We start from the raw sequence: 20,598 nt of genomic DNA on the forward strand, positions 1-20,598 counted from the left end.
AAATATCAACCAAATTATATTTAAAAAAAGAAAAAAATTAACTTTTAAAATTTGGAAAGTAACATAGGATGTTTAAACTTATTTTAAATTTTACCGCAAAAGAGACAAAAGACTTTATTGGATTTATTTAAGGTATTTCAAAAGTCTGCAAAGAGAAAAATCTTTGATTCTTTTAACTTATGTACTCTTTTTCCCATTTGACCAAAGCCAGTCTAAAGGAATAATGCTGAAAGCTGACTAAAGTCTGCCCCTATTGAATGTTATTGTAAAATAGAAAATGTAAGATATACTTATTCTTTTAAATCACTTTGCTCTATTGTGTAAATTTCTTGCACCGTGATGAATCAGGATAATGTGAATTTCCTCCGGAGAAACTATACGATAAATGATTCTGTAGTTTCCTTCGAAGATTTCTCTGATGTTTTCATCATCCAACTCGGAAACTTTTTTCCCGACAATATTTCCTGTCTTTAAAATTTCTGTTTTATTCTGAATTTTTTCAATTTGAAACTTCGCATATCTTTTAGAATCTAAACTAACGAAGTCATAAATTTCTTTCAAATCATTTTTTGCAGATTTCAGCCATTTTATCTGAACCATTTGTCTATTTCATTTTTAAGCTCATCCTCACTAATGGTTTCATTATCTTCAGATTCTTTTTTTCTGATTTCCAGTTTTTCGATCATAATTAATCTTTCTATTACTTCATCAATACTGATCTCATCCGGAAATTCATCAATCTGTCTATGGAGTTTTTCTTTAGTAATTGTCATGTTCTTACTATTTTGCTAATGCTAAATTAGTAAATTTAAAACAAAAAAAGCTCCGAAAAACCGGAGCTTTATTATTATAAAAACTGAATTAAGCTTTAGCTGCTCTTTCCACTTTTTTTCTGTCTTCTTCAGAAAGTAATTTCTTTCTCATACGGATGAAGTTCGGAGTTACCTCAATGGCTTCATCACCCTGAATATATTCCATACATTCTTCAAGAGAGAATAAGATTTTCGGAGCAACTCCTGTATCTTTATCTTTACCTGCTGCTCTCATGTTGTTTAACTGCTTCGCTTCCACGATGTTTACCACAAGGTCACCCGGTTTGTTCTGTTCACCGATGATCATTCCTGCGTAGATTTCCTCTCCCGGATCTACGAAGAACTTACCTCTGTCCTGTAGTTTGTTGATGGAATATTCTGTAGCCGGACCTTGTGTTTTGCTGATCAACACACCATTGTTTCTTCCCGGAATAGCTCCTTTGAAAGGCTTGTATTCTGTGAAACGGTGTGCCATAATCGCTTCTCCCGCAGTCGCTGTTAACATCTGAGAACGCAATCCGATCAAACCTCTTGAAGGAATTTCGAATTCCATGTGCTGCATCTCCCCTTTGGTTTCCATGATGTGAAGGTCTCCTTTTCTCTGGGTAGCAAGGTCGATTACTCTTGAAGCATATTCTTCAGGAACGTCTACTACCAAAGATTCGTAAGGTTCGCAGCTTACTCCGTCGATTTCTCTAAGGATAACCTGTGGTTGACCGATCGTCATTTCGTACCCTTCTCTTCTCATGGTTTCAATAAGAACTGATAAGTGAAGAATACCTCTACCGAAAACAAGGAACGTGTTTGCATCATCAGTCTGCTGAACTCTTAATGCTAAGTTTTTCTCTAATTCTTTGGTTAATCTTTCTTTTAAGTGATTAGACGTTACATATTTACCGTCTTTCCCGAAGAAAGGTGAATTGTTGATGGAGAACGTCATATTCAGCGTAGGCTCGTCAATTGCCGTTCTTTCCAATGGTTCAGGATTTTCAAGATCTACGAAAGAATCTCCAATCTGGAAAGCGTCGAAACCTACCACAGCACAGATATCTCCTGCCTGAACTTCAGTTACTTTTTTCTTTCCTAAACCTTCGAAAACGTATAGTTCTTTTACTTTTCCTTTTGCTATTTTTCCGTCTGCCTGAGCAAGACCGATCCACTGAGATTCTTTGATTTCGCCTCTCGTTACTTTTCCGATCGCAATTCTTCCTAAGAAAGAAGAATAATCCAGAGAAGTAATCTGCATCTGAAGGTTACCTTCTGTAACTTTCGGTGCAGGAACATACTGTAAAATACCATCCAGTAAAGGTAAAATATCTTCAGTCTGCTCTAATGAAGTGTTGAACCATCCCTGTTTAGAAGAACCGTAGAACGTTGGGAAATCCAACTGCTCTTCAGTTGCATCCAAGTTGAAGAAAAGATCGAATACCTGATCGTGAACCTCATCCGGACGGCAGTTTGGCTTATCTACTTTATTGATTACCACCAAAGGTCTTAAACCAAGTTCCAAAGCTTTCTGAAGTACGAATCTTGTCTGTGGCATTGGTCCTTCAAACGCATCCACCAACAAAATAACTCCGTCTGCCATTTTCAGTACTCTTTCTACCTCTCCTCCGAAATCGGCGTGCCCCGGTGTATCAATTACGTTAATTTTCGTGTCTTTATAAGTAACAGAAATATTCTTGGATAAGATCGTGATCCCTCTTTCTCTTTCAAGATCGTTATTATCCATAATTAACTCCCCACTCTCCTGATTTTCTCTGAAAATATTGGTTGCGTGGATGATCTTATCAACCAAGGTCGTCTTACCGTGGTCAACGTGTGCGATAATCGCAATATTTCTAATGTTTTGCATATAAGATTTTTACGGGTGCAAAAATAGTGATTTTTAATGAAATATGCATCAATAACTTTTGTTAATTAACAAATTCATAATGAGTACATTAAACGGAGCGAGTTTCTTAAACTATTATCATTAAAGCATTTATTGAATATTTCCGGACATAAAATTTTGAATAATTGATTAAATTTTTAACCATCAATCCTATGAATATTTTTCAAAAAGGTAAATGAAAACAGCCTGTAATAAAACAATGCATCCGAATTTTAATACAAATGAAGTCTTCGAAATTTTATGTCTAAAGAAGATCATTGCCAGTAAAGCTCCGACAGTTCCACCCAAAAAAGAAATCGCCAAAAGTGCATTTTCGGAAATTCTCCGCCGGTGTTTTTCTGCTTTTCTCTTGTCGGCTCCATAAATAATAAAGGTAAAAAGATTGATGGCTGTTAAAAAATAAAACATTGGCAAATCTAAAATAAAAAAGAGTGTTAATAAACACTCCTTTAAATATTTTTTATATACATAAAGTATATTCGCAAGGATCCTGCGGAGGAGCTTCTCCACAAATAATATCAAAAGTACCGCAGTTACTTGATGATCCTCCACCCCATCCCCATTGAACAACGCATGTATTTGGATCTTTACATCTTACCATACCTTTAATGATACCTCCCTGAATAGATTTCATCGCATTTCTAGAAACCTTTTTTAGATTTTTCATGATATATTTTTTATAGTTTGAGAGATAAAAATATAAAAAAACATTAGATCTGCAAAATATTTCAACACTTATTGAATAAAAAATATCCTTAGCAGATTTATTCTAAATAATTGTAAAGAATCCTCTGTAAAATCTCATATTAATTTACATTTGTATGATTAATTAAATTAAATGACAGTACAGGATTTAGCAGGAAGCTATTCTATTCAGGGAAGTAATCAGGAAGAGTCTGCGGAAGTTTCTTATTATGGGATTCTCACCTTATCCCTCGACGAAAACCAACGCATCATTGCTGAGTGGATGATTGGAGATCATATCCAAACTGGTATAGGATTTTATAAAGACGGAATTCTGGTTATTAATTTCCGCTATGAAGGTGAAGATCTGAAAATCTACAAGGGTGTGGCAGTTTACCGCTGCATCAGCAAAGATATTCTGGATGGTTTCTGGTCTGAAAAATATGGTGATCCGAGATTTCTGGGAAGTGAATACTGTGTGAGGATTTTTGGATCGGAGGTGTTGAACTAATTCCTTAATAATTTAAAAAGTCCGGCAATTACCGGATCTGATTATTATGCCTTCTTTTGTTTATTACTCATTTGTTTCCCTCTGTTTCCCTGATTCTGATCATATTGGCGGTTCGTACCATTTGTTCCTTTGTTAGGATTTTTCAAGTTAGCACTGTTTTGTGCAGGAGTGATTTTCTTTTTCATTGCTTAAAAATTTTAATTAGTTATAATTAATTGTTACACCAAGTTTTTTTAATTGTGATATTACACATTCAATAGCCTTTGAATTAACAACTTCCCGGCTGAATATTTTGTTGATATACAGATCACCTTTGTCCTTAGCATCCGCAGGATATCCATAGGCATAAGCATAGTCAGACCATCCTTCCTGTTCTTTAACAGAAAACATCATGCGTCTGAACATCGCCGGATGTGCCAGACAAAAAACTGTTTCAGCCATATTAAGGGTCTGATTAGCTTTTTTTTATGCATACATCTACTTCAAATCTTGAGGAGTAAAAAGAACAGGTAGAATTAGCAATCACTTCACATCGGTATCCTAACATTTCCAATGCATCTATTAATGCACAAATAACAGCTCCTTTCTTTATGATTACTTCAGGAGAAATGCCAGCTGAGCAGGCAATAGAGCAGACCACTCTTATAATCTTTCCCTGATTTTCATATTCTGCCGGAACAGATTTTATAAAGTATTCCGGAGATCCGCAAAGATATTCCCCGACATCAATCACACCTCCAGCAATACCATATTCCGGCAGGCGTATTTCCATTTTTCCGGTAATAGTCTCCAAAAGGTTCACGCGGATCTTACTTATTTCCTCCAGAACGTCTGTCCATCCGCATATCGCTAAGTTTTTCGCTTCCTGCCAACCTGCTCCCCCATACCAGTCTGAAGACGCTTCTCTTGAGCTTTTTATATATGCTGTGCTTTCTCTGAAAGCACAACTCCAAAAGTCATGCAGGTTATCAAACCTTAAATACTTATTCATGATCAGATATTGTTTTTAATCATTTGTATTCTGGATTTATCTATCCCTTTCCATAAAACAGCCTGCTCTACTTCTTCCCATGCTATATTCATTTTCAGAAGGTCTGCTCCTTGTATAGAAGCTCTTGGACTTATCACGACCCTATCACCTACTTTCTGTACAGCTCTTCTTACTTTCTGCACATGGCTTACCCAGCTATGATTTTTAGCCATTTCATATTCCAGATCTTCATCAATTTCCCAGTTTATCGTAATGAAACGATCCAGACTCGCTGCATCTAACTGATTTCTTCCTATGTACTGGCGGTCCGCTCCTGTCCCAAAAGTATTGGCAGCCGCTACGCAGTAAAAATTTTTATTCTTATAGATTCTGCCATCCGGAAAGTCCATAAAGTCATTTGCCAGGGCAGCATTGAAAGCTAGCAGAGCCTGAGGAAAACTCGCATCAATTTCATCAAAAAGGAAAAGCCCGCCATCTTTGTAAGCTCTTCTGAAATCAGTATTTACCACTCTTCCGCGAGCATCTGTAAAACCTGCTAACTTATGTTCACTGGTAATAGCCCCCGTAAAGTAAAATTCCAGATTCAAAGCTTTGGCAACATTAGCTGCCGCAGTAGTTTTGCCGGAACCTGCAGATCCAACCAAAAAAATGTTATGCTTAGTCTGCAGATATTTCAATAGTTTTTCAAACTGGAAGTGCTGTGCACCCAAATCTTTAACTCTATCATGATCAATAACTCTGATGCTTACATTTCTGTAATTTTTCATCTTATCTATTCTTGTATCCAGCTGATCCGCCTTTTGCTTTAATAGATTATTTTCTTCCTGTAATTGAGAGATCAACATCTGTAGCTTTTTAATTACAGCATTTGCTCTACCTGACTGAGAACTCAGCATTTGTCTTATCTCTTTTTTAAGATTAAGCCTGATATCATCTTCCACCTTCCTTTTAATAAGATCAAGATCCTGATGCAAATAATTTTCAAGAATACTGTTACCATTTTTCTGAAAAGCAAATTTTGAAGTTCTGTGACTTCTTTTAATTTCCATAATTGTTTTTAAATTAGTTGTTATATGATAGATCTATCAAAAAAACATCCGGAAAACAAAAAAATGCGTTTCCGGAAAACATCATCGGAAACGCAGGAACAAAAGCTTTTTTTTGAGGAATAAGAGCGGTTAGCCCAAAAGTTTTTTTATGTCATTCTGATAATTTTCTGACACAGGCAGGTAATGACATTTTGTCTTGTTTTTTTCATCAAATACAATGATTTCTACGTGCTCATCTTTTTTATGATAGCACTGAATGTATTTTTTATTGACTCTGAAAGATTTATGAATCGTTATAAACTGGCTTTTCATCAGTCCTTTATCCTCCATTTTCGAAAAGGAAAAATCAATAAGATTCTCCGTTTTCCGGTTAATGAAATGAATCTGCTTGTTGTTGGATTCCGAGCCAGAAGACTTATCTGCGCTTAAATAGACGATATCATCAATCAGAACCCTGTTTCTTTTTGTTTTATTAAAATCCAGATAAACATATTGAAGACTAGAAAACAAATACACTTCCTGTAAGAATCTTTTGAAACTTTTAACAAATTTTTCTTCCGTAAAAGGCTTGGTAATATGATCTACACAAATCCCGGAATCGCGCTTGAGATTCTCAATATCTTCGATGTATTCTCTGGTATTAACACTTTCAAAGAACACCGGAATCCTGATTTCCTGCGCCACTTCCATTCCCGTCATGCTGTCGTTGCCAAGATCCAGATCTGCCAGTAAAATATCCGGCTTTATCGTTTTAAGTTCCTGAAAGAAATGATCTGAACTTCTGCTTTTTAAAACAATCTGAACATTGGGAATATGCTGAAGATACAGCTCCAGTTTTTCCAGTTGTTTGGGGTTATCTTCCAGAATGGCGATGTGGTATTGAATAGACATTCTATGGCTAATTAAATAAATTTAATATTTTTTCTCCGATCAAGGCATCAAGCGTATCAGCATCAAAAATTGAAACTTTACCTAATGAGCAGGAGTGTTTATTATCATCAAACAAGATGAATCGTTCTGAATGTAAAGATGTTATCTGTGATGGGTATAAAAGCATTGCTCTGGTTGATTTCCAAAATTCATTGTATACATACATCTGCCTTAAATCATGTGTTGATGGCTGAGACTGCTCAATATTTTTCCATTTGGTATCAATAACTAAAACCTCTTTCTCTGTATCATTGATTTTTTTTTCCAGAACAATATCCGGACGGATGGTTATCCCGTTCCAAAAACCTGTAGAATTTTGTCCGTATACTTGTATGTCTTTATTCTGGCAGGCTTGTTTTAATCGAACCAGAATATATTCTTCCCAAAGATTATTCATATCAAACAATAAAGCCAGCATATTTTCAGAACCGCCGCAAACGTTGGGTGCATAATTCAGAATAATTAACCGTGCTATGTATAATGCCGTTTCATAAGGTGCGGTCTTTCTCGATTTAGGAATTTTACTAAATGTGTTTTCGTTTGCCTGAATACTTTTCACCTCCGGAAAATCAAGCTGTATGGTTTTGCATTTGCCGTACAGACTATTTCCTTTAGATAACGTTGCGATAATTCCCAAAGTCTGCCCTAAAATCTGGTGAATTAAATGGTCTTTATCATACACCTGATGCGTGGTATAAAACCTTTCTTTATGCACAAGATTTTTCTGAATATGACCTGCAAATTCGAGTTTTCCTTTCAATGCTTTTACGTTTCCTTTCTCTTTGTAATATTGTTTGATTAAACCCTGATGAATGAGCAATTGCACTTCATTTAGAAACCATTCAAAGTAAATATCTAAGAGATGAATAGATTGTCTGGAAACATTTGCCTGACCGGCCTGCTGAATTTTCAGTTTTTTGGTAACACGCAACATTTCTATTAATACCTTTTGCCACTTTGTTTTGTTTTCCTGATCTTCAGATTCGTAACGGTCTATCTTTGGGAGAATCTCTATTGTGAGATTATCTGCCTGGATAACTCCGACAAACTGTTTGAACACTACTCCATTATGTTTCAAATCAAAATATTGATAATTGTGTAGGGCGTTAATTTTTGATAACGCTACAAAATGACGTTTTTCAAAACCATTTTCTCCAATGGGTAAGAAGCTGTGTTCAAAAACCTGAATTGACTCTTTCCTAAACATTCTATACCAATAAGGATTCTATTGCTGAATTAAATTCAATATCCTCAAACGGAATCAGTTCATAAGACTTTATGATTTCAATTTCGTTTCTTGTATCAAAATCTGCAAATACATTGTGCTGATTAGCTTTAGAAATTTCTTTTTCTCTTACAAAACCTTTTCCTAAAATCAAACCTATCTTGCCGCAATCGTTGTAGAAATATTCCTGTAGCAAAGGGATAATCTCATTTTTGAAGGATGACCTGAAATTATCTTTCAGAAAATAAGAATGTCCTAAAGTATAATTCTTATCTAAAAGCAGTTCTATTCTCTGATTGATCTTCTGCATTACTTCAACTCTAGGAAAATCTGAAAACTGTCTTTCTTCAACAACTTTCAAATCCGGCATCATTTCAACAAAACTGAAACGTCTTCTTAAAGCTGTATCTAAAGCTTCTACACTCCGGTCTGCGGTGTTCATTGTGCCGATGATGTACAGATTGGATGGTACTCCGAATTCTTTTTTACTGTATGGTAAAGTAACTTTTAATTCTTCCTCGTTCCCGATGCGTTTGCTTTCTTCTATGAGTGTAATAAGTTCACCAAAAATCTGAGAGACATTGCCGCGGTTGATTTCGTCGATGATGAGGACATAATTTTGATGATGTTTATTATTATCAACTTGTACTTGTACTAACCGTGAAAATATATTGGGATAACCGTTAATAATATATTTTTCTGTCATATTTGACATTTTACCTATTACATTTTTATTTTTAATATCATTTATAGTAATTATATTATTTAAAACTAAATTATATAATTCATCAATAAGATATTTTGGGATGGGTACAATAGAACCAGCATTCGGCTTTTTTAGTTGAATCAATTCTGTGCCTATATTAACTATTTTATATCCTTCAATATTTTGTCCTACATAAAAATAAGTGTTAGAAGCAACTTCAGCAATGTATTTAAAAACACCATGCTTAATTTCATAGATTACAGTTTTATTTTCATCAGTATCTTCTTCAATTTGTGGCTTTATCCCTTCTATAAAATCTTCGTAGCTCATACTTGGATGAAAGGTAGTAAACATAATTTGTCCCGCTTCAACCAATCGATCATATTCTGCCTTTATAAATTCTCTTTTCTGATTTAGATTAAATTCAGGATTGGCAATACTTATAGCTTTATTAACCGTATTGTAAGTTTTGCCTGTTCCAGGGGGGCCATAAAGAATTTGATTGAGAGGGAAATTATAATCAATTTCAGAGTCAACCATTATCAATTCCTCTTCTTCTTCCAATTCTTCTGTAAGATCTTCAATGATTTTATACTTCTTAAACCTTTCTTCCATCTTGGTAAACATATTTTTTTGCTCTTCGACTGTATATCTATCGGCAGTAAAATCTTGATATTTTGATTTGAACAATGCTATCTGCTGGTCTACTATCGGAATAACTTTATCCAAGAAAGTCTCTAAATCATTTTTTAGCTCATCAAAATTGTTATAAATAGGATTTGAATATCCTGCAAACAATTCCATTTTATTTGTATCTGGAGCAAAATATTCATTCGGAAATATGCCTTTAAAAAGAGGTTTTATACTTTCTATTAACTCTAAAGCATATTTGTTTTGATTGTCGTGCGGACTTTTTGTTTGGTTAAACTGAAAATGAAATTCAATTTTTTTATGTTTTGTAACCGTAAAAACAAGATTCATTAAATCACTTGATGAACCTGGATACGCAACAGGTACATACCAAAAAGTTGTTGAAAAGTATTTTGATTTTTCAGTGCCAATAAAATAATTAAGTTCAGCACCCTTATTGGCTTTTTGGCGAACAGAAAAAGTAAAGTTATTATCTCTATTGTGTTTTTCTTTGAGCCAATTGAAGACTTGGGTTTGTAATTCTTGGTACATAATGTTTTTTTTAATTCTTTAATAATTTTAAGCTCAAAAGAAGTCCCAAAGCTGGCGATTGCCTTCTTGGAACATAGGGTTTAAAACTGATCGTTTTAAAATCACTCAGTTCTACGTAAGCCAGATGAACTTTTCTCAAATCCATCTCACATTCAACATTTGTTGACTCTCTGATAAAGCTTAAGTTATAACCATCTAAAGAAACAATTGTATAGAGATTTCCTGTTTTACTTTTGAATGTAGAAATATTATTTATTAGTAAAAGAAAGTCTATGCAACTTATTTCAGGAGTTATTTTTGTAACCATAATATCATTAGTTATTAAAACTCTGTCCAATTCCCATCAATCTAACTCTTTCCAACCATTCATAAATCATTGAGGAATTATATTTGAGATTACCATTTTCATCTTTCTCTTTTTCTAAGGCTATAGCCATTAATGCAAATTCATTTTCTAATGAGGTTGAAAAAATACCTTGATCATCAGTATTGATAGAAACTGAAAGCTGAGGACAATTTCTAATTTTCTCATGATCTAACTCTAATCCCAAATTGAAGAATTTTGTAATTGGGTGTTTCGCATATCTCCTGAAAGTTCCAATCAAATAATTTGATGTTGGGTTTGTTTCAATAGCGATATTTTTGTTTTTAAGCTCATGCATCATGTTAAATTGTACAGCTTCTACCAATTCCATGTAAGCATGAGAAATTTCAAACTGTTTTATCTGCGATCCTGCCTTTTTTATTTTGGGATTGAAATGATATTCCTGATACAATGCTTTTATATCAATATTATCTCGAATGTTTTTATTTTTCGGATATTCTTCATTAATACGGCATCTTTCCCAATAAGTTATATTCAGTTTGTTGTAAATATCATTTTTTAAATCGCTTAAATATAAATAAGGATCATCACCTCTTAGTTTCCAAGCATCAAAATAAGTTGTATGATGAATGTATTTTTGTTCTAATAAGCTTCCTTTACCAAAATTTGCAGTATATAACTCATAAAAGAGATTCTCATATAATTTTTCAAGTCTATTGACTTCGTTTCGGTGAATGCCAATACCAAATTTTCTAATCTTAGCTAACAACCAAACAATATTATCCAAAACAATTTGTTTTGGTAACATCAATTTCAATTGTTTAAAGTTATAATATTCCTTTACATCAATTCCCAAAGCTAAAGCATGTCCGATTCTGTCTCCTTGAGAAAGATTCAAAAATCGAATACATTCATCAATTGCTCTTAAACCATCAACTAAATCATAAAAATCCTCTCCCGCATGATAAGTTGCGTAAATCTTAGCTTCCTCCAATTTATTTTTCAAATGATTAAATTGTCCTTTTAGTTTATGATTCTTTAAATATCTAAATCCTTGCGCAAAAACTTCAGGACTAGCTTTGAATTCACTAGAAGCAGCATCTATTCCACGAATTAAATCTGACACTTCCGAATAGCTTTCCCGCAATTGACTTATGGCTATCGATTGTTTCTTAACCTCTAATCTTAAATGATGATGCCTGCATAGTATTTCTTGTGATAAGTCAGAATATTCTTTTGTCTCTCCTGTTTTAATGTAATGTATGGTGTAAAATATTTTATGTTTCTTTAAATCAAATCTATTACCATCACCAGATAATGAACGAATCAGTTGTTTTGATAAGATAACTTGATTATCTAACGCTTTGTTATATCCTTCTAAACTCGATTTTAATTTCATTACATCATCCTTTGGAGCCACTCTTAGCTCAAAAGAACTAATTTCACTATGCGATTTTGTATCATGCACTGCCAAATTCATAAAAGCAGTATGATATATAGAATCATCAGGTAAGAAAAACTCTTTTCTATCCTGATACATAGAAAAATTACCAAATCCTACTTTATCATTAACCTGAATGAGTTCAGCTCTAAACTGCGCTTTAATTAATAAATACGCATGAAATAAATGAATATATGATTTAAACTCTTTATTATCTGAATATATTAGCTTAAAACATTCATAAAGCAGTTTTCTCTCTCCATAGAATACATAAGACTTCTCAAGATTCTGTATATGAATATTTTTAGGAATTGCATAATCAATAATTTCAACATTTCCTCTATATTCAAACTGATGCCCGAGATCAAACCTTAACACTTCAATATTGTTCGAAAGTTGATATAAATTCATCAATAAATCAAAAGAATCAGAAAAGTTACTTTCTTGTGAAATATCTATGATAAATTGCTTCTCTTGATCGATTTTATTTACAAATCTAAATAATTCATATCTTATATAAGCTGCTTTATAAACAAGTACTTTGAGTTCTTTTTTTGGACTTTGTGAAGCATTAGAAGTTTTTGTTAGTAGACTTATTTCTTTTTTCAGATCCTCGAATGCTTTTTCAAAAGAAATTGGATGATTCATTATATTGATCCAACTTAGATCGAAAACTGGTCCCGAACCTTTTAAATGAAAATGGTTTTCGGCTAACCCCTTTTTAAGTAACTGATGAAGTCTTTTATTATCCGAGAATGCTGTTGGTCTCCATGCAAAAAAATCTCTTTTACGCTGAGATCTGTTATCCAAACAAGCGTAAAAAGAAGTAGTAAGTATATCCTCTCCAATATAGTAGGATAAATCGCGCCATTTTAGTAAATGCTCATATACAACAAACGGTTCTAAATCCTGTTCAACTAAAACTTTGGAAGTAAAGTGATTCAGAATATGGAAATAGTTCTTGTTTTTTTCCTGATGAACATCGTGAAACCAATCTGAGTCGAGTTTGTTATATATATTATATATTTCATCAATAGAATAATGGTCAAAAATTCTAAAACCTTTTTCAATAAAATTATTTACAGCAATATATTTATCTGGATCTTTTTGTGATAAAATAAAATCAGAACAATAATCTGAAAATAATAACCGTATAGATTTACGAAGATTATCCATTAATTAAGTTTTTTAGATAGATTTTTAACTCCTCTTTATATTCATTGAATAAGTTATCATCTTCTTCATTAAATTTCCATTTTATTTCTTCAAAGTAATCAATTATTTTTTCAGTCCCAGGAAAATCTTTTAATCTTTCTATTCGATAATTTAAGAATCGACTAGTAAATTTTTTCGTTTTATTAATCTCATTATATAAATCAGATAAATATCTTTTTGTATTTATTGATAGTTCATCAGTTGTTTCTTCAATTGATGAATCATATATTTCATTCATTACATGTTTTAATTCATCCGTGATAAAACTATTTTCATCATATTCTAAATTCAGTTTGTATTTATCATTTAATTCATTTATCTTCTTATTGAAATATATTTGTTGATTAAAATATTTCAGCATTTCATTTATTATTGGAAAGTTAGTGAAATCTTTAACCAATCCTTCCAATTTATATAAGTCTTCAAGTTTTTCTAAAGAGTATATAATACCATAAACAAAAAGTAAGCATACAGTATCGAAATAATTATCTGGTAAAGAATCTTTGACAATTTTAAGCCTGAATTCACCGATATATTCAAATATTTTTAGTGTAAAAGAAGGATTATAAAGCTGTTTTATGAATAAAGAATTTTTAAACCATTCTTCATTTAGCTTAACAAATTTTCCTTCAGTACTAAAATTAAGAATTATAGACAAAGTTTTTATGTTGTTAACATTATGCCATATTGCAAAGGGAGAAAGTATTCCGCGTGTATAGCGTTCAACAAATATATCTTTATCTAATTTATGTCTATAGTCTTCATTCCCTTCTCCAAGATAGAAAACAAACATACCTAAAATAAATACTTCTTCTTCTCTTAGAAAATCGTAGTTCCAATCTAATGTGCCGAAAAATTGTAGAAAATCTCGAGATTTTAAACCTTTTTCTTTAGGTAAAATATTCATGTACTTATTAACAAAACCATATTTTGTTATTTCTAAAGTATTTAGTTCGCCCTTAAAATTTAATAACCTCAAAGAAAAATATAATTTAAAAAGATCAAGAAATTTTAAACTGTCATAATCTTCTAAATTAATATTTTTCTCAAACTCTTCAAGAAGAAAGTAAATATCACCTAAAGAGATCGTAGTTTTAATACTAGCATTAGATAATTTTGTATAAGCTTCTGTAATTCTCCTTCTTACTATGTACTCACGATTTAATCTAAGAAGTTTTCTTAAAACAGTTATCATAAAAAGATCATCCGATACATTTTCTAAATCGTCCAAAATATTTATGAATTTAATATCCAATAAATAAACTTCACTAATTATATATTTTCTTAATTTTTGATTGTTTGGGACATTTAAAAGTGTATTAATAAAATTTTGTGTTTCTCGTATAGTATTGGGAAAAATAAAATTGCTATTTAAAATATTATTGGTTTGAATTAGATTTAATTTTTCAAAGATTAATTTTATCATTAACTCATTAAAGTTGCCTGTAATATTATTAAACACCAATTCTTTATCATTAAGTATCTTAAATTCAATATCTTCTAATTTCTTTACCTCGGGCAAAAAAATACGTCTACTAAAAGGAACCAATTTGTCAATATATCTTTTTGCTTTATCCTCTTGATTCTCTATTTTTATGTTTTTATAATGAATCATTAGCGCTTCACTCAATTGCTCTAATTTACAAGAAATTAACAATATAACCTTTGGCTGGATAAGAAATTGTCGAATATCCTCAAGCATTTTATATGCATTCTCAATATTCACATCAAAGTCGTCAATCGCTATAATTAAAAAGTTTTTTTTATCAAAATGCTCTAAATAGTAATCGACAAGTTTATCAAAATCTTCTTTCAGATTACTGCTTATTGCCAATTTACTTAGAGCTTCAATAGAATCTTTCTTAAATATGTCCTTTCGATCAGAATTTATAATCTGTAAATTTTGAAAAGTTTTCTGAAAATGCTGTATTAATTCTCTCTTGTGAGTTTGATCAATTTTGCAATCCATTTCATTTATTCTATTTTGAAATTTTCTGAACATTTTTGCTAAAATAATCTCAAAAAGACTTTCACCTCCTCTGAATAATGAAGGATCAATAATTTCAATTTCTGCAAAAGATTTATCTTTTAAATATTGCTCAGGATCATTCTGTCTCTCAAAAAAAACTCTGTTATCATCACATTCTTTATTAACTAAAGCATCACGAAATGAAATCATTGATGAGGATTTGCCTTTTCCTCTTTCTCCAGTAAATGCAATAATATTATTAAAATCATCATACTTTGAATCTTTGTGAGAATAATAGTGCCTAACTATTTCAATAACATTTTTTAATGCTTCTTTATATACCTCATGAAAAATTGACTCTTCAAACTGATTTCCTTTTTCAATTTTTATCTTGTATTCTTCATTTAGATTAATTTCTAAAATGGCTTTATCACTCATATGTATTAGTTTTTTTTGTTTATTTTTTAAATTCTTAACTCGCCACCCCATCAATAAACACCTCCACAAAATCCTGCACCTTCTGAATAATTCTTCTTCCGATATTATTACGTTCAGTAAGTTTTGGTTTTATCTCCAGCAACTTTAGCGTGTCACTTATTTTGGGAGTTTTGGAAGTAAAAAGAAAATCATCAATAGCATCTCTGAAACGGTCTTTGTTTAAAGATTCTTCGGTTGCTATTTTTTCGAAAGCCAAGTTTTTTTCTTTGTTCCAGTATTTTTCAAACTCTTCATTCACATTGTCTCCGTCAGAAATATGAGGAAGGTTTTCTTCGATGAACTTTTCGATCAGTTCTTTTTTACTTCGGAGTTTTGCATCGCCGGAAAGGATATCCCGGATTTCTTTTTTCTTTTTTTCTAATTTATCACCTTTTAGATTTGAATCGGTAAGATTGGCTAAAAGTGAGAGAATATAACTTACATTGATTTCATCACGATGAATCAGTTCCAGCTCAAAATCAACATCATCGAGAATGCTGTCCTTCCCTTTTTCAGGTGACTTATCTCTTTCAATCCACAAATCAAGATATTTACTTTTGTATCCTTCAAACTCATATTCAGTTATTTCCAGCTTATTGAAATCAAAATCTGCAAATGATTTCAATACATTCAAAACGCGCATAACTTCACGGAAAGCAGTAATGAATTCAAACTTTTCCTGTTCGGTTTGATAACTGTTGACACTGTCTATTTCAGGAGCAACCATCTTTAAACTGTTCAAAGCTGAATTGAAAAGCTCAATATAATCTTCAATCGGCAGAATGATAATTTCCTGAATCGCTTCTTTATTGGAAAACAAAGTCACCGCATCATCGGTTGCAGACTTCAGATTACGGAAACAGACAATGTTTCCTTGAGATTTCTTTTCGCCCAATAATCTGTTGGTACGTGAAAATGCCTGTATCAATCCATGATATTTCAGATTTTTATCCACAAATAAAGTATTCAGTTGCGGACTGTCAAATCCCGTCAGAAACATATTCACTACGATAATTAAATCAATTTCTTTACTGCGGACTCTTTTGGCAATGTCGTTGTAATAATTGTAAAAACTCTGGCTGTCTTTGGTCGTAAAATTGGTTCCAAACATTTCATTGTAATGACCAATATATCTTTCCAACACATTTCTGCTGTGAGAATCTCCATATTGTGCCTGTGGTTCTGCGACCATTCCTAACTCCGGTTCCTCGTAAATTCCGGTAGCATCTTTAGACTCTTCATTGGTTCCATAGCTGAAAATAGTAGCAATTTTCAAGTTATGCCTGTTTTCCTCTTTTTTCTTCTGAAAAAGATCATAATATTTCTGTAAAACATCAATACTGCTTACACAGAACATTGCATTAAAAGTACCGTTATGCGTTTTTCTTCCATATTCTGCGATGAGATAATCTGCAATCTTTTCAAGACGTTTCGGGCTTTCAAGAAGTTCCTGTGTATCTATAGCTTCAACATCCGTGTCAATATACGTATTGCTTCCTTCTTTTTCCTTGTATCTTCCCACATATTCCACAGAAAACTTCAGAACATTATCATCACGGATAGCATCTGTAATCACATACTTATGCAGACAGTCTTCAAAAAGTCTATTCGTTGTTGCCGGAGCGCCGTCTATTTTCCCAATTGAATTCACTTCAGAAATCGGAGTTCCTGTAAAGCCTATCATTTGGGCATTTTTAAAGTATTTTTTAATGTTCTGATGCGTATCTCCAAACTGACTTCTGTGACACTCATCAAAAATGAAAACCACCTTTTTATCTTTCAGCTTGTCAATTTTATTGCCGTGCTTTTCTTTGGTAATTGCCGTATTTAACTTCTGTAAAGTCGTTACAATAAGTTTAGTATTATCGGAAAGTTGTTTAACCAGGTGTGCTGTATTTTCCGTAGCATCCACACTTCCTTTTTCAAAAGCATCAAATTCTTTTTGAGTCTGATAATCCAAATCTTTTCTATCCACCACAAAAACAACTTTTTCCACTTTCGGAATTTCTTTCAGGATCTGGCTTGCTTTAAAAGAAGTCAGTGTTTTTCCTGAGCCTGTTGTATGCCAGATAAAACCGTTTTTATCCGTATTTCTTACCCTGTCAACAATTTTCTCAACCGCGTAATATTGATAAGGTCTTAAAACCATCAGTATCTTATTCGTTTCATTCAGAACAATATACTTGGTGATCATTTTGGCAATATGACAAGGCTCTAAAAATGCAGGTGCAAATTGGTCGAGCTGCGTGATGTTATTGTTGTGTTCATCCGACCAGAAGAAAGTCTGCTTAAATGTCTGTTTTGCGTTGTTGGAATAATATTTTGTATTGACACCGTTACTGATGATAAACAACTGAACATAATTAAACAATCCACTTCCGGAATTGAAAGACTGATGATGATAACGGTTGATTTGATTAAACGCCTCTTTCATTTCCAGACCGCGGCGTTTCAATTCAATCTGTACCAAAGGTAATCCGTTGATGAGAATGGTTACATCATACCGGTTTTTAAAATTCCCTTCCTGTGCCACCTGATTCGTGACCTGAAACTGATTCTGGCACCAGTGATCCTGACTGATGAATTCAATCCATTCTGAAGTTCCGTCGTCTTTTATAAAATGAAATTTATCCCGTAACGTTTTAGCCTTTTCAAAAACATTTCCTTTAGAAAGATGATTAAGGATTTTTTCAAACTCCTTTTCTGAAAATGTTTTTTTATTGTGAACTTCGAGCTGGGTTTTTAGGTTTCTGATAAGATCCGCTTCGCTGCGAATCATCACTTTTTTATGTCCTAACTGCTGTAACTGTTCTACTAATTTCTGCTCTAAAATATATTCCGGCTGGCTTGACATTCGTACTGAGTTTTGGTTAAAAACTTTGTCAAAGTCCTTAAACTTTGACAAAGTTGTTTTAGTTTTCCCAAATGTAAGAAATAATCGGAGACAACTGCAACTATTTTAGCGCTTTAAACATCTGGTCGATGGCTTTTTTCTTCTGTTCCAGATTGGGATGAACGTACAAGTTCAGAGTTGTACTTATATTGGAATGACCGAGCAAAACACTGACGGTTTTATAGTCGCATTTGCTTTCAATGCATCTTGTGGCAAAACTGTGTCTCAAACCGTGGAATTTAATATCCGGAATTTCCAGATAGCGCATCAGGTTTTTGTAATAGCTTCGGTAGGTTCTGGGTTCTGTAGGTTTAGAATCGTTGGTCAGTACATAAAAAGCAGGATTTACAATTTTCTTAAACGGTTTCAGCATTCTCAGCAAATCTCTGCTGATCGGGATTTCACGGATCGAATTTTTTGTTTTAGGAGAATCAATCAAAAGTTCCGTTCTTCTTTCTCCCCCATCAATCACATAAATTCGCTGAATCGTTTTGCGGATGTTGATAATTCCGTTGTCCGTATCAATATCTTCCCAGGTCAGGGCACAGATTTCCCCAATGCGCATTCCCGAACAAAGGCAGATGTAGACCCCCAGATTTCTAAAGGTAAAATGCTCCTGAATATAGTTCATCACTTTTTTCTGATGCGTTCTGCTTAACACTTCAATCGTGTGAGTTTCGCGAACTGTGGGATACTGCACATCGAAATTGATAAACTCAATCCATTTATTCTTTGCTCCGAACTTCAATACCATTTTCAAAACAATCAGGATGTCTTTGATGCTTTTCTGGCTTAAGCCCTGTTCGAGTTTTTGAAACACAAATTTCTGTACCTCTTCATCCTCAATCTCAGAGTAATCTTTAAATACAGGCAGTAAATGATTTTCAAGCAACAGCACATAAGCCGAAAAGGTTGATTTTTTCACATACAGCTTTTTGTCATTCTTCCACAGTTCAGCGATTTCTGCAAATGTTTTCTTTCTTGTCATAATTTTTTTGGTTTTAATATTTATTATTTAAAATCCTAAAGTTAATGATGATTAGAAATTATCTCCTCTACAAAGAATTAAGGGATAATTTTCTCCCTAATGTATTTGGGGAAAATTGAACTCTGGTTTTCCTAATTTGCGATTCCTGGGGTTTGAAGGGGAATGGGAGGAAAAGAAATTGGGAAATGTTTGTGATATAAACCCCAAAAACGAAAGTTTGCCAAATACATTTATCTATATTGATTTAGAAAGTGTTGTAGATGGAAGTTTACAAAAAGAAAATACAGTTTTAAAAGAAGAAGCTCCAAGTAGAGCTCAAAGAATATTAATTAAAAATGACATTCTATTTCAAATGGTTAGACCTTATCAAAAAAACAACCTTTTTTTTGATAAAGATGGAGATTTTGTTGCTTCAACTGGTTATGCACAAATTAGAACAAAAGAAAATTCACAATTTATCTTTCAGTATTTACACAATCAGAACTTTGTAGATAAAGTTATAGAAAGGTGTACGGGAACAAGCTATCCTGCAATAAATTCAAGTGATTTAGGAAAAATTCAAATTGCTATTCCAAAATTAGAAGAGCAAAAGAAAATTGGTGATTTTCTGAATCTTATTAGCCAAAGAATATTATCACAAAAGAAAATAATTGAGGGCTTAATAACGCAAAAGAATTTTATAGTTAAAAAATTATTTAAGCAAAATCTATCAGATTTAAATACAATTCTTTTAAGTGACTTCTTAAAAATTCCAAACAAAATAAAGCCTAATATTATTGATAAAGAAAAATTGTTAACTGTAAAACTACATTTAAAGGGTGTTCATAAAAATGAAAATTCAGATTCATTATCATTAGGCGCAACAAACTATTTTATTAGAAAAAAAGGACAATTCATCTATGGTAAACAAAACCTATTTAATGGAGCTTTTGCAATAATTCCTGATAAGTATGATGGTTTTTTATCATCCGCAGATGTTCCAGCTTTAGATATTAACGAAGATATAGTTAATGCTAAGTATCTATTTTATTTTTTTTCAAGAGAATCATTTTATAAAAAGTTAGAAGATATAGCTAGCGGTTCTGGAAGCAAACGAATTCACGAAAATACTTTATTGAATCTAAAAATTACAATTCCAAGTTTAGCTATACAAAATAAGGTGGCTATTTTCTTATCAAAGCTTGATGAAAAAATAAACTTAGAAAACGAGTTACTAACTCAATACGAAAATCAGAAAAAATATTTATTACAAAATCTTTTTGTTTAAGAGATTGGGATTTCCAGAAGAGTCTTGACAAGGTTTTAA

Annotated in this window: 19 protein-coding genes; 2 read left to right on the top strand and 17 right to left on the bottom strand. The window is 32.5% G+C overall.

Features of this window, described 5'->3' with window-relative positions; all coding sequences use genetic code 11:
- Positions 1–303: 303 nt before the first annotated feature.
- From B0E34_RS14695 to B0E34_RS14715, 5 genes are all read right to left on the bottom strand, one after another.
- The gene (locus B0E34_RS14695; protein WP_076389851.1) at positions 304–600 is read right to left on the bottom strand and encodes a type II toxin-antitoxin system RelE/ParE family toxin; all 297 of its coding nucleotides are present in this window, start codon (positions 598–600) and stop codon (positions 304–306) included.
- The gene (locus tag B0E34_RS14700; RefSeq protein WP_076389849.1) at positions 588–773 is read right to left on the bottom strand and encodes a hypothetical protein; all 186 of its coding nucleotides are present in this window, start codon (positions 771–773) and stop codon (positions 588–590) included. Before B0E34_RS14700 ends, B0E34_RS14695 begins: the two co-directional genes overlap by 13 nt.
- Positions 774–861: 88 nt before the next feature.
- The gene (typA, locus tag B0E34_RS14705; RefSeq protein WP_087710637.1) at positions 862–2,667 is read right to left on the bottom strand and encodes a translational GTPase TypA; all 1,806 of its coding nucleotides are present in this window, start codon (positions 2,665–2,667) and stop codon (positions 862–864) included.
- A gap of 189 nt (positions 2,668–2,856) precedes the next feature.
- Complete coding sequence (locus B0E34_RS14710; RefSeq protein WP_087710639.1) at positions 2,857–3,114, bottom strand: DUF1294 domain-containing protein; 258 nt, start codon at positions 3,112–3,114, stop codon at positions 2,857–2,859.
- Positions 3,115–3,166: 52 nt separating this feature from the next.
- The gene (locus B0E34_RS14715) at positions 3,167–3,373 is read right to left on the bottom strand and encodes a bacteriocin-like protein (RefSeq protein WP_087710641.1); all 207 of its coding nucleotides are present in this window, start codon (positions 3,371–3,373) and stop codon (positions 3,167–3,169) included.
- A 171-nt stretch (positions 3,374–3,544) separates the two neighbouring features.
- Between B0E34_RS14715 and B0E34_RS14720 the strand changes: the two genes are divergently transcribed.
- Positions 3,545–3,901 carry a hypothetical protein gene (locus B0E34_RS14720; protein ID WP_087710642.1) on the top strand — a complete coding sequence of 119 codons (357 nt, stop codon included), beginning with the start codon at positions 3,545–3,547 and terminating at the stop codon, positions 3,899–3,901.
- Between the two features lie 44 nt (positions 3,902–3,945).
- Here B0E34_RS14720 and B0E34_RS21360 read toward each other — a convergent pair whose 3' ends face one another.
- The 12 genes from B0E34_RS21360 to B0E34_RS14770 form a co-directional block, all read right to left on the bottom strand.
- Positions 3,946–4,086, bottom strand: a complete 141-nt coding sequence (locus B0E34_RS21360) for a hypothetical protein (protein WP_165762996.1) — start codon at positions 4,084–4,086, stop codon at positions 3,946–3,948.
- A gap of 16 nt (positions 4,087–4,102) precedes the next feature.
- Positions 4,103–4,342, bottom strand: coding sequence for a DUF7192 family protein (locus B0E34_RS21365; protein WP_165762997.1), 240 nt, complete (start codon positions 4,340–4,342; stop codon positions 4,103–4,105).
- A 13-nt stretch (positions 4,343–4,355) separates the two neighbouring features.
- The gene (locus tag B0E34_RS14725) at positions 4,356–4,892 is read right to left on the bottom strand and encodes a DUF7192 family protein (protein WP_165762998.1); all 537 of its coding nucleotides are present in this window, start codon (positions 4,890–4,892) and stop codon (positions 4,356–4,358) included.
- A 2-nt stretch (positions 4,893–4,894) separates the two neighbouring features.
- Positions 4,895–5,941 (bottom strand): ATPase, T2SS/T4P/T4SS family, encoded by a 1,047-nt coding sequence (locus tag B0E34_RS14730; protein WP_165762999.1) that lies wholly within the window; start codon positions 5,939–5,941, stop codon positions 4,895–4,897.
- A 129-nt stretch (positions 5,942–6,070) separates the two neighbouring features.
- Positions 6,071–6,832 carry a LytR/AlgR family response regulator transcription factor gene (locus B0E34_RS14735; RefSeq protein ID WP_087710644.1) on the bottom strand — a complete coding sequence of 254 codons (762 nt, stop codon included), beginning with the start codon at positions 6,830–6,832 and terminating at the stop codon, positions 6,071–6,073.
- Between the two features lie 7 nt (positions 6,833–6,839).
- Positions 6,840–8,078, bottom strand: coding sequence for an McrC family protein (locus tag B0E34_RS14740; protein ID WP_087710646.1), 1,239 nt, complete (start codon positions 8,076–8,078; stop codon positions 6,840–6,842).
- A gap of 1 nt (position 8,079) precedes the next feature.
- The gene (locus B0E34_RS14745) at positions 8,080–9,984 is read right to left on the bottom strand and encodes an McrB family protein (protein WP_087710648.1); all 1,905 of its coding nucleotides are present in this window, start codon (positions 9,982–9,984) and stop codon (positions 8,080–8,082) included.
- Between the two features lie 10 nt (positions 9,985–9,994).
- On the bottom strand, positions 9,995–10,291 hold the full coding sequence (locus B0E34_RS14750; protein WP_087710650.1) for a hypothetical protein: 297 nt from the start codon (positions 10,289–10,291) through the stop codon (positions 9,995–9,997).
- 7 nt (positions 10,292–10,298) lie between these two features.
- A complete protein-coding gene (locus B0E34_RS14755) occupies positions 10,299–12,926 on the bottom strand; it encodes an amidohydrolase family protein (RefSeq protein WP_087710652.1) in 2,628 nt (875 codons plus the stop codon).
- Positions 12,919–15,372: a hypothetical protein gene (locus tag B0E34_RS14760; protein ID WP_123956641.1), complete on the bottom strand. Its 2,454-nt coding sequence runs from the start codon at positions 15,370–15,372 to the stop codon at positions 12,919–12,921. Before B0E34_RS14760 ends, B0E34_RS14755 begins: the two co-directional genes overlap by 8 nt.
- Before the next feature lie 34 nt (positions 15,373–15,406).
- A complete protein-coding gene (locus tag B0E34_RS14765; protein ID WP_087710656.1) occupies positions 15,407–18,265 on the bottom strand; it encodes a type I restriction endonuclease subunit R in 2,859 nt (952 codons plus the stop codon).
- A 100-nt stretch (positions 18,266–18,365) separates the two neighbouring features.
- Complete coding sequence (locus tag B0E34_RS14770) at positions 18,366–19,292, bottom strand: tyrosine-type recombinase/integrase (protein ID WP_087710658.1); 927 nt, start codon at positions 19,290–19,292, stop codon at positions 18,366–18,368.
- A 115-nt stretch (positions 19,293–19,407) separates the two neighbouring features.
- On the opposite strand from B0E34_RS14770, the gene B0E34_RS14775 reads away from it, so the two are divergent.
- On the top strand, positions 19,408–20,559 hold the full coding sequence (locus B0E34_RS14775) for a restriction endonuclease subunit S (RefSeq protein ID WP_087710660.1): 1,152 nt from the start codon (positions 19,408–19,410) through the stop codon (positions 20,557–20,559).
- Positions 20,560–20,598: the final 39 nt, after the last annotated feature.

The organism is Chryseobacterium mucoviscidosis (assembly GCF_002177115.1).
Lineage (GTDB): Bacteria > Bacteroidota > Bacteroidia > Flavobacteriales > Weeksellaceae > Chryseobacterium > Chryseobacterium mucoviscidosis.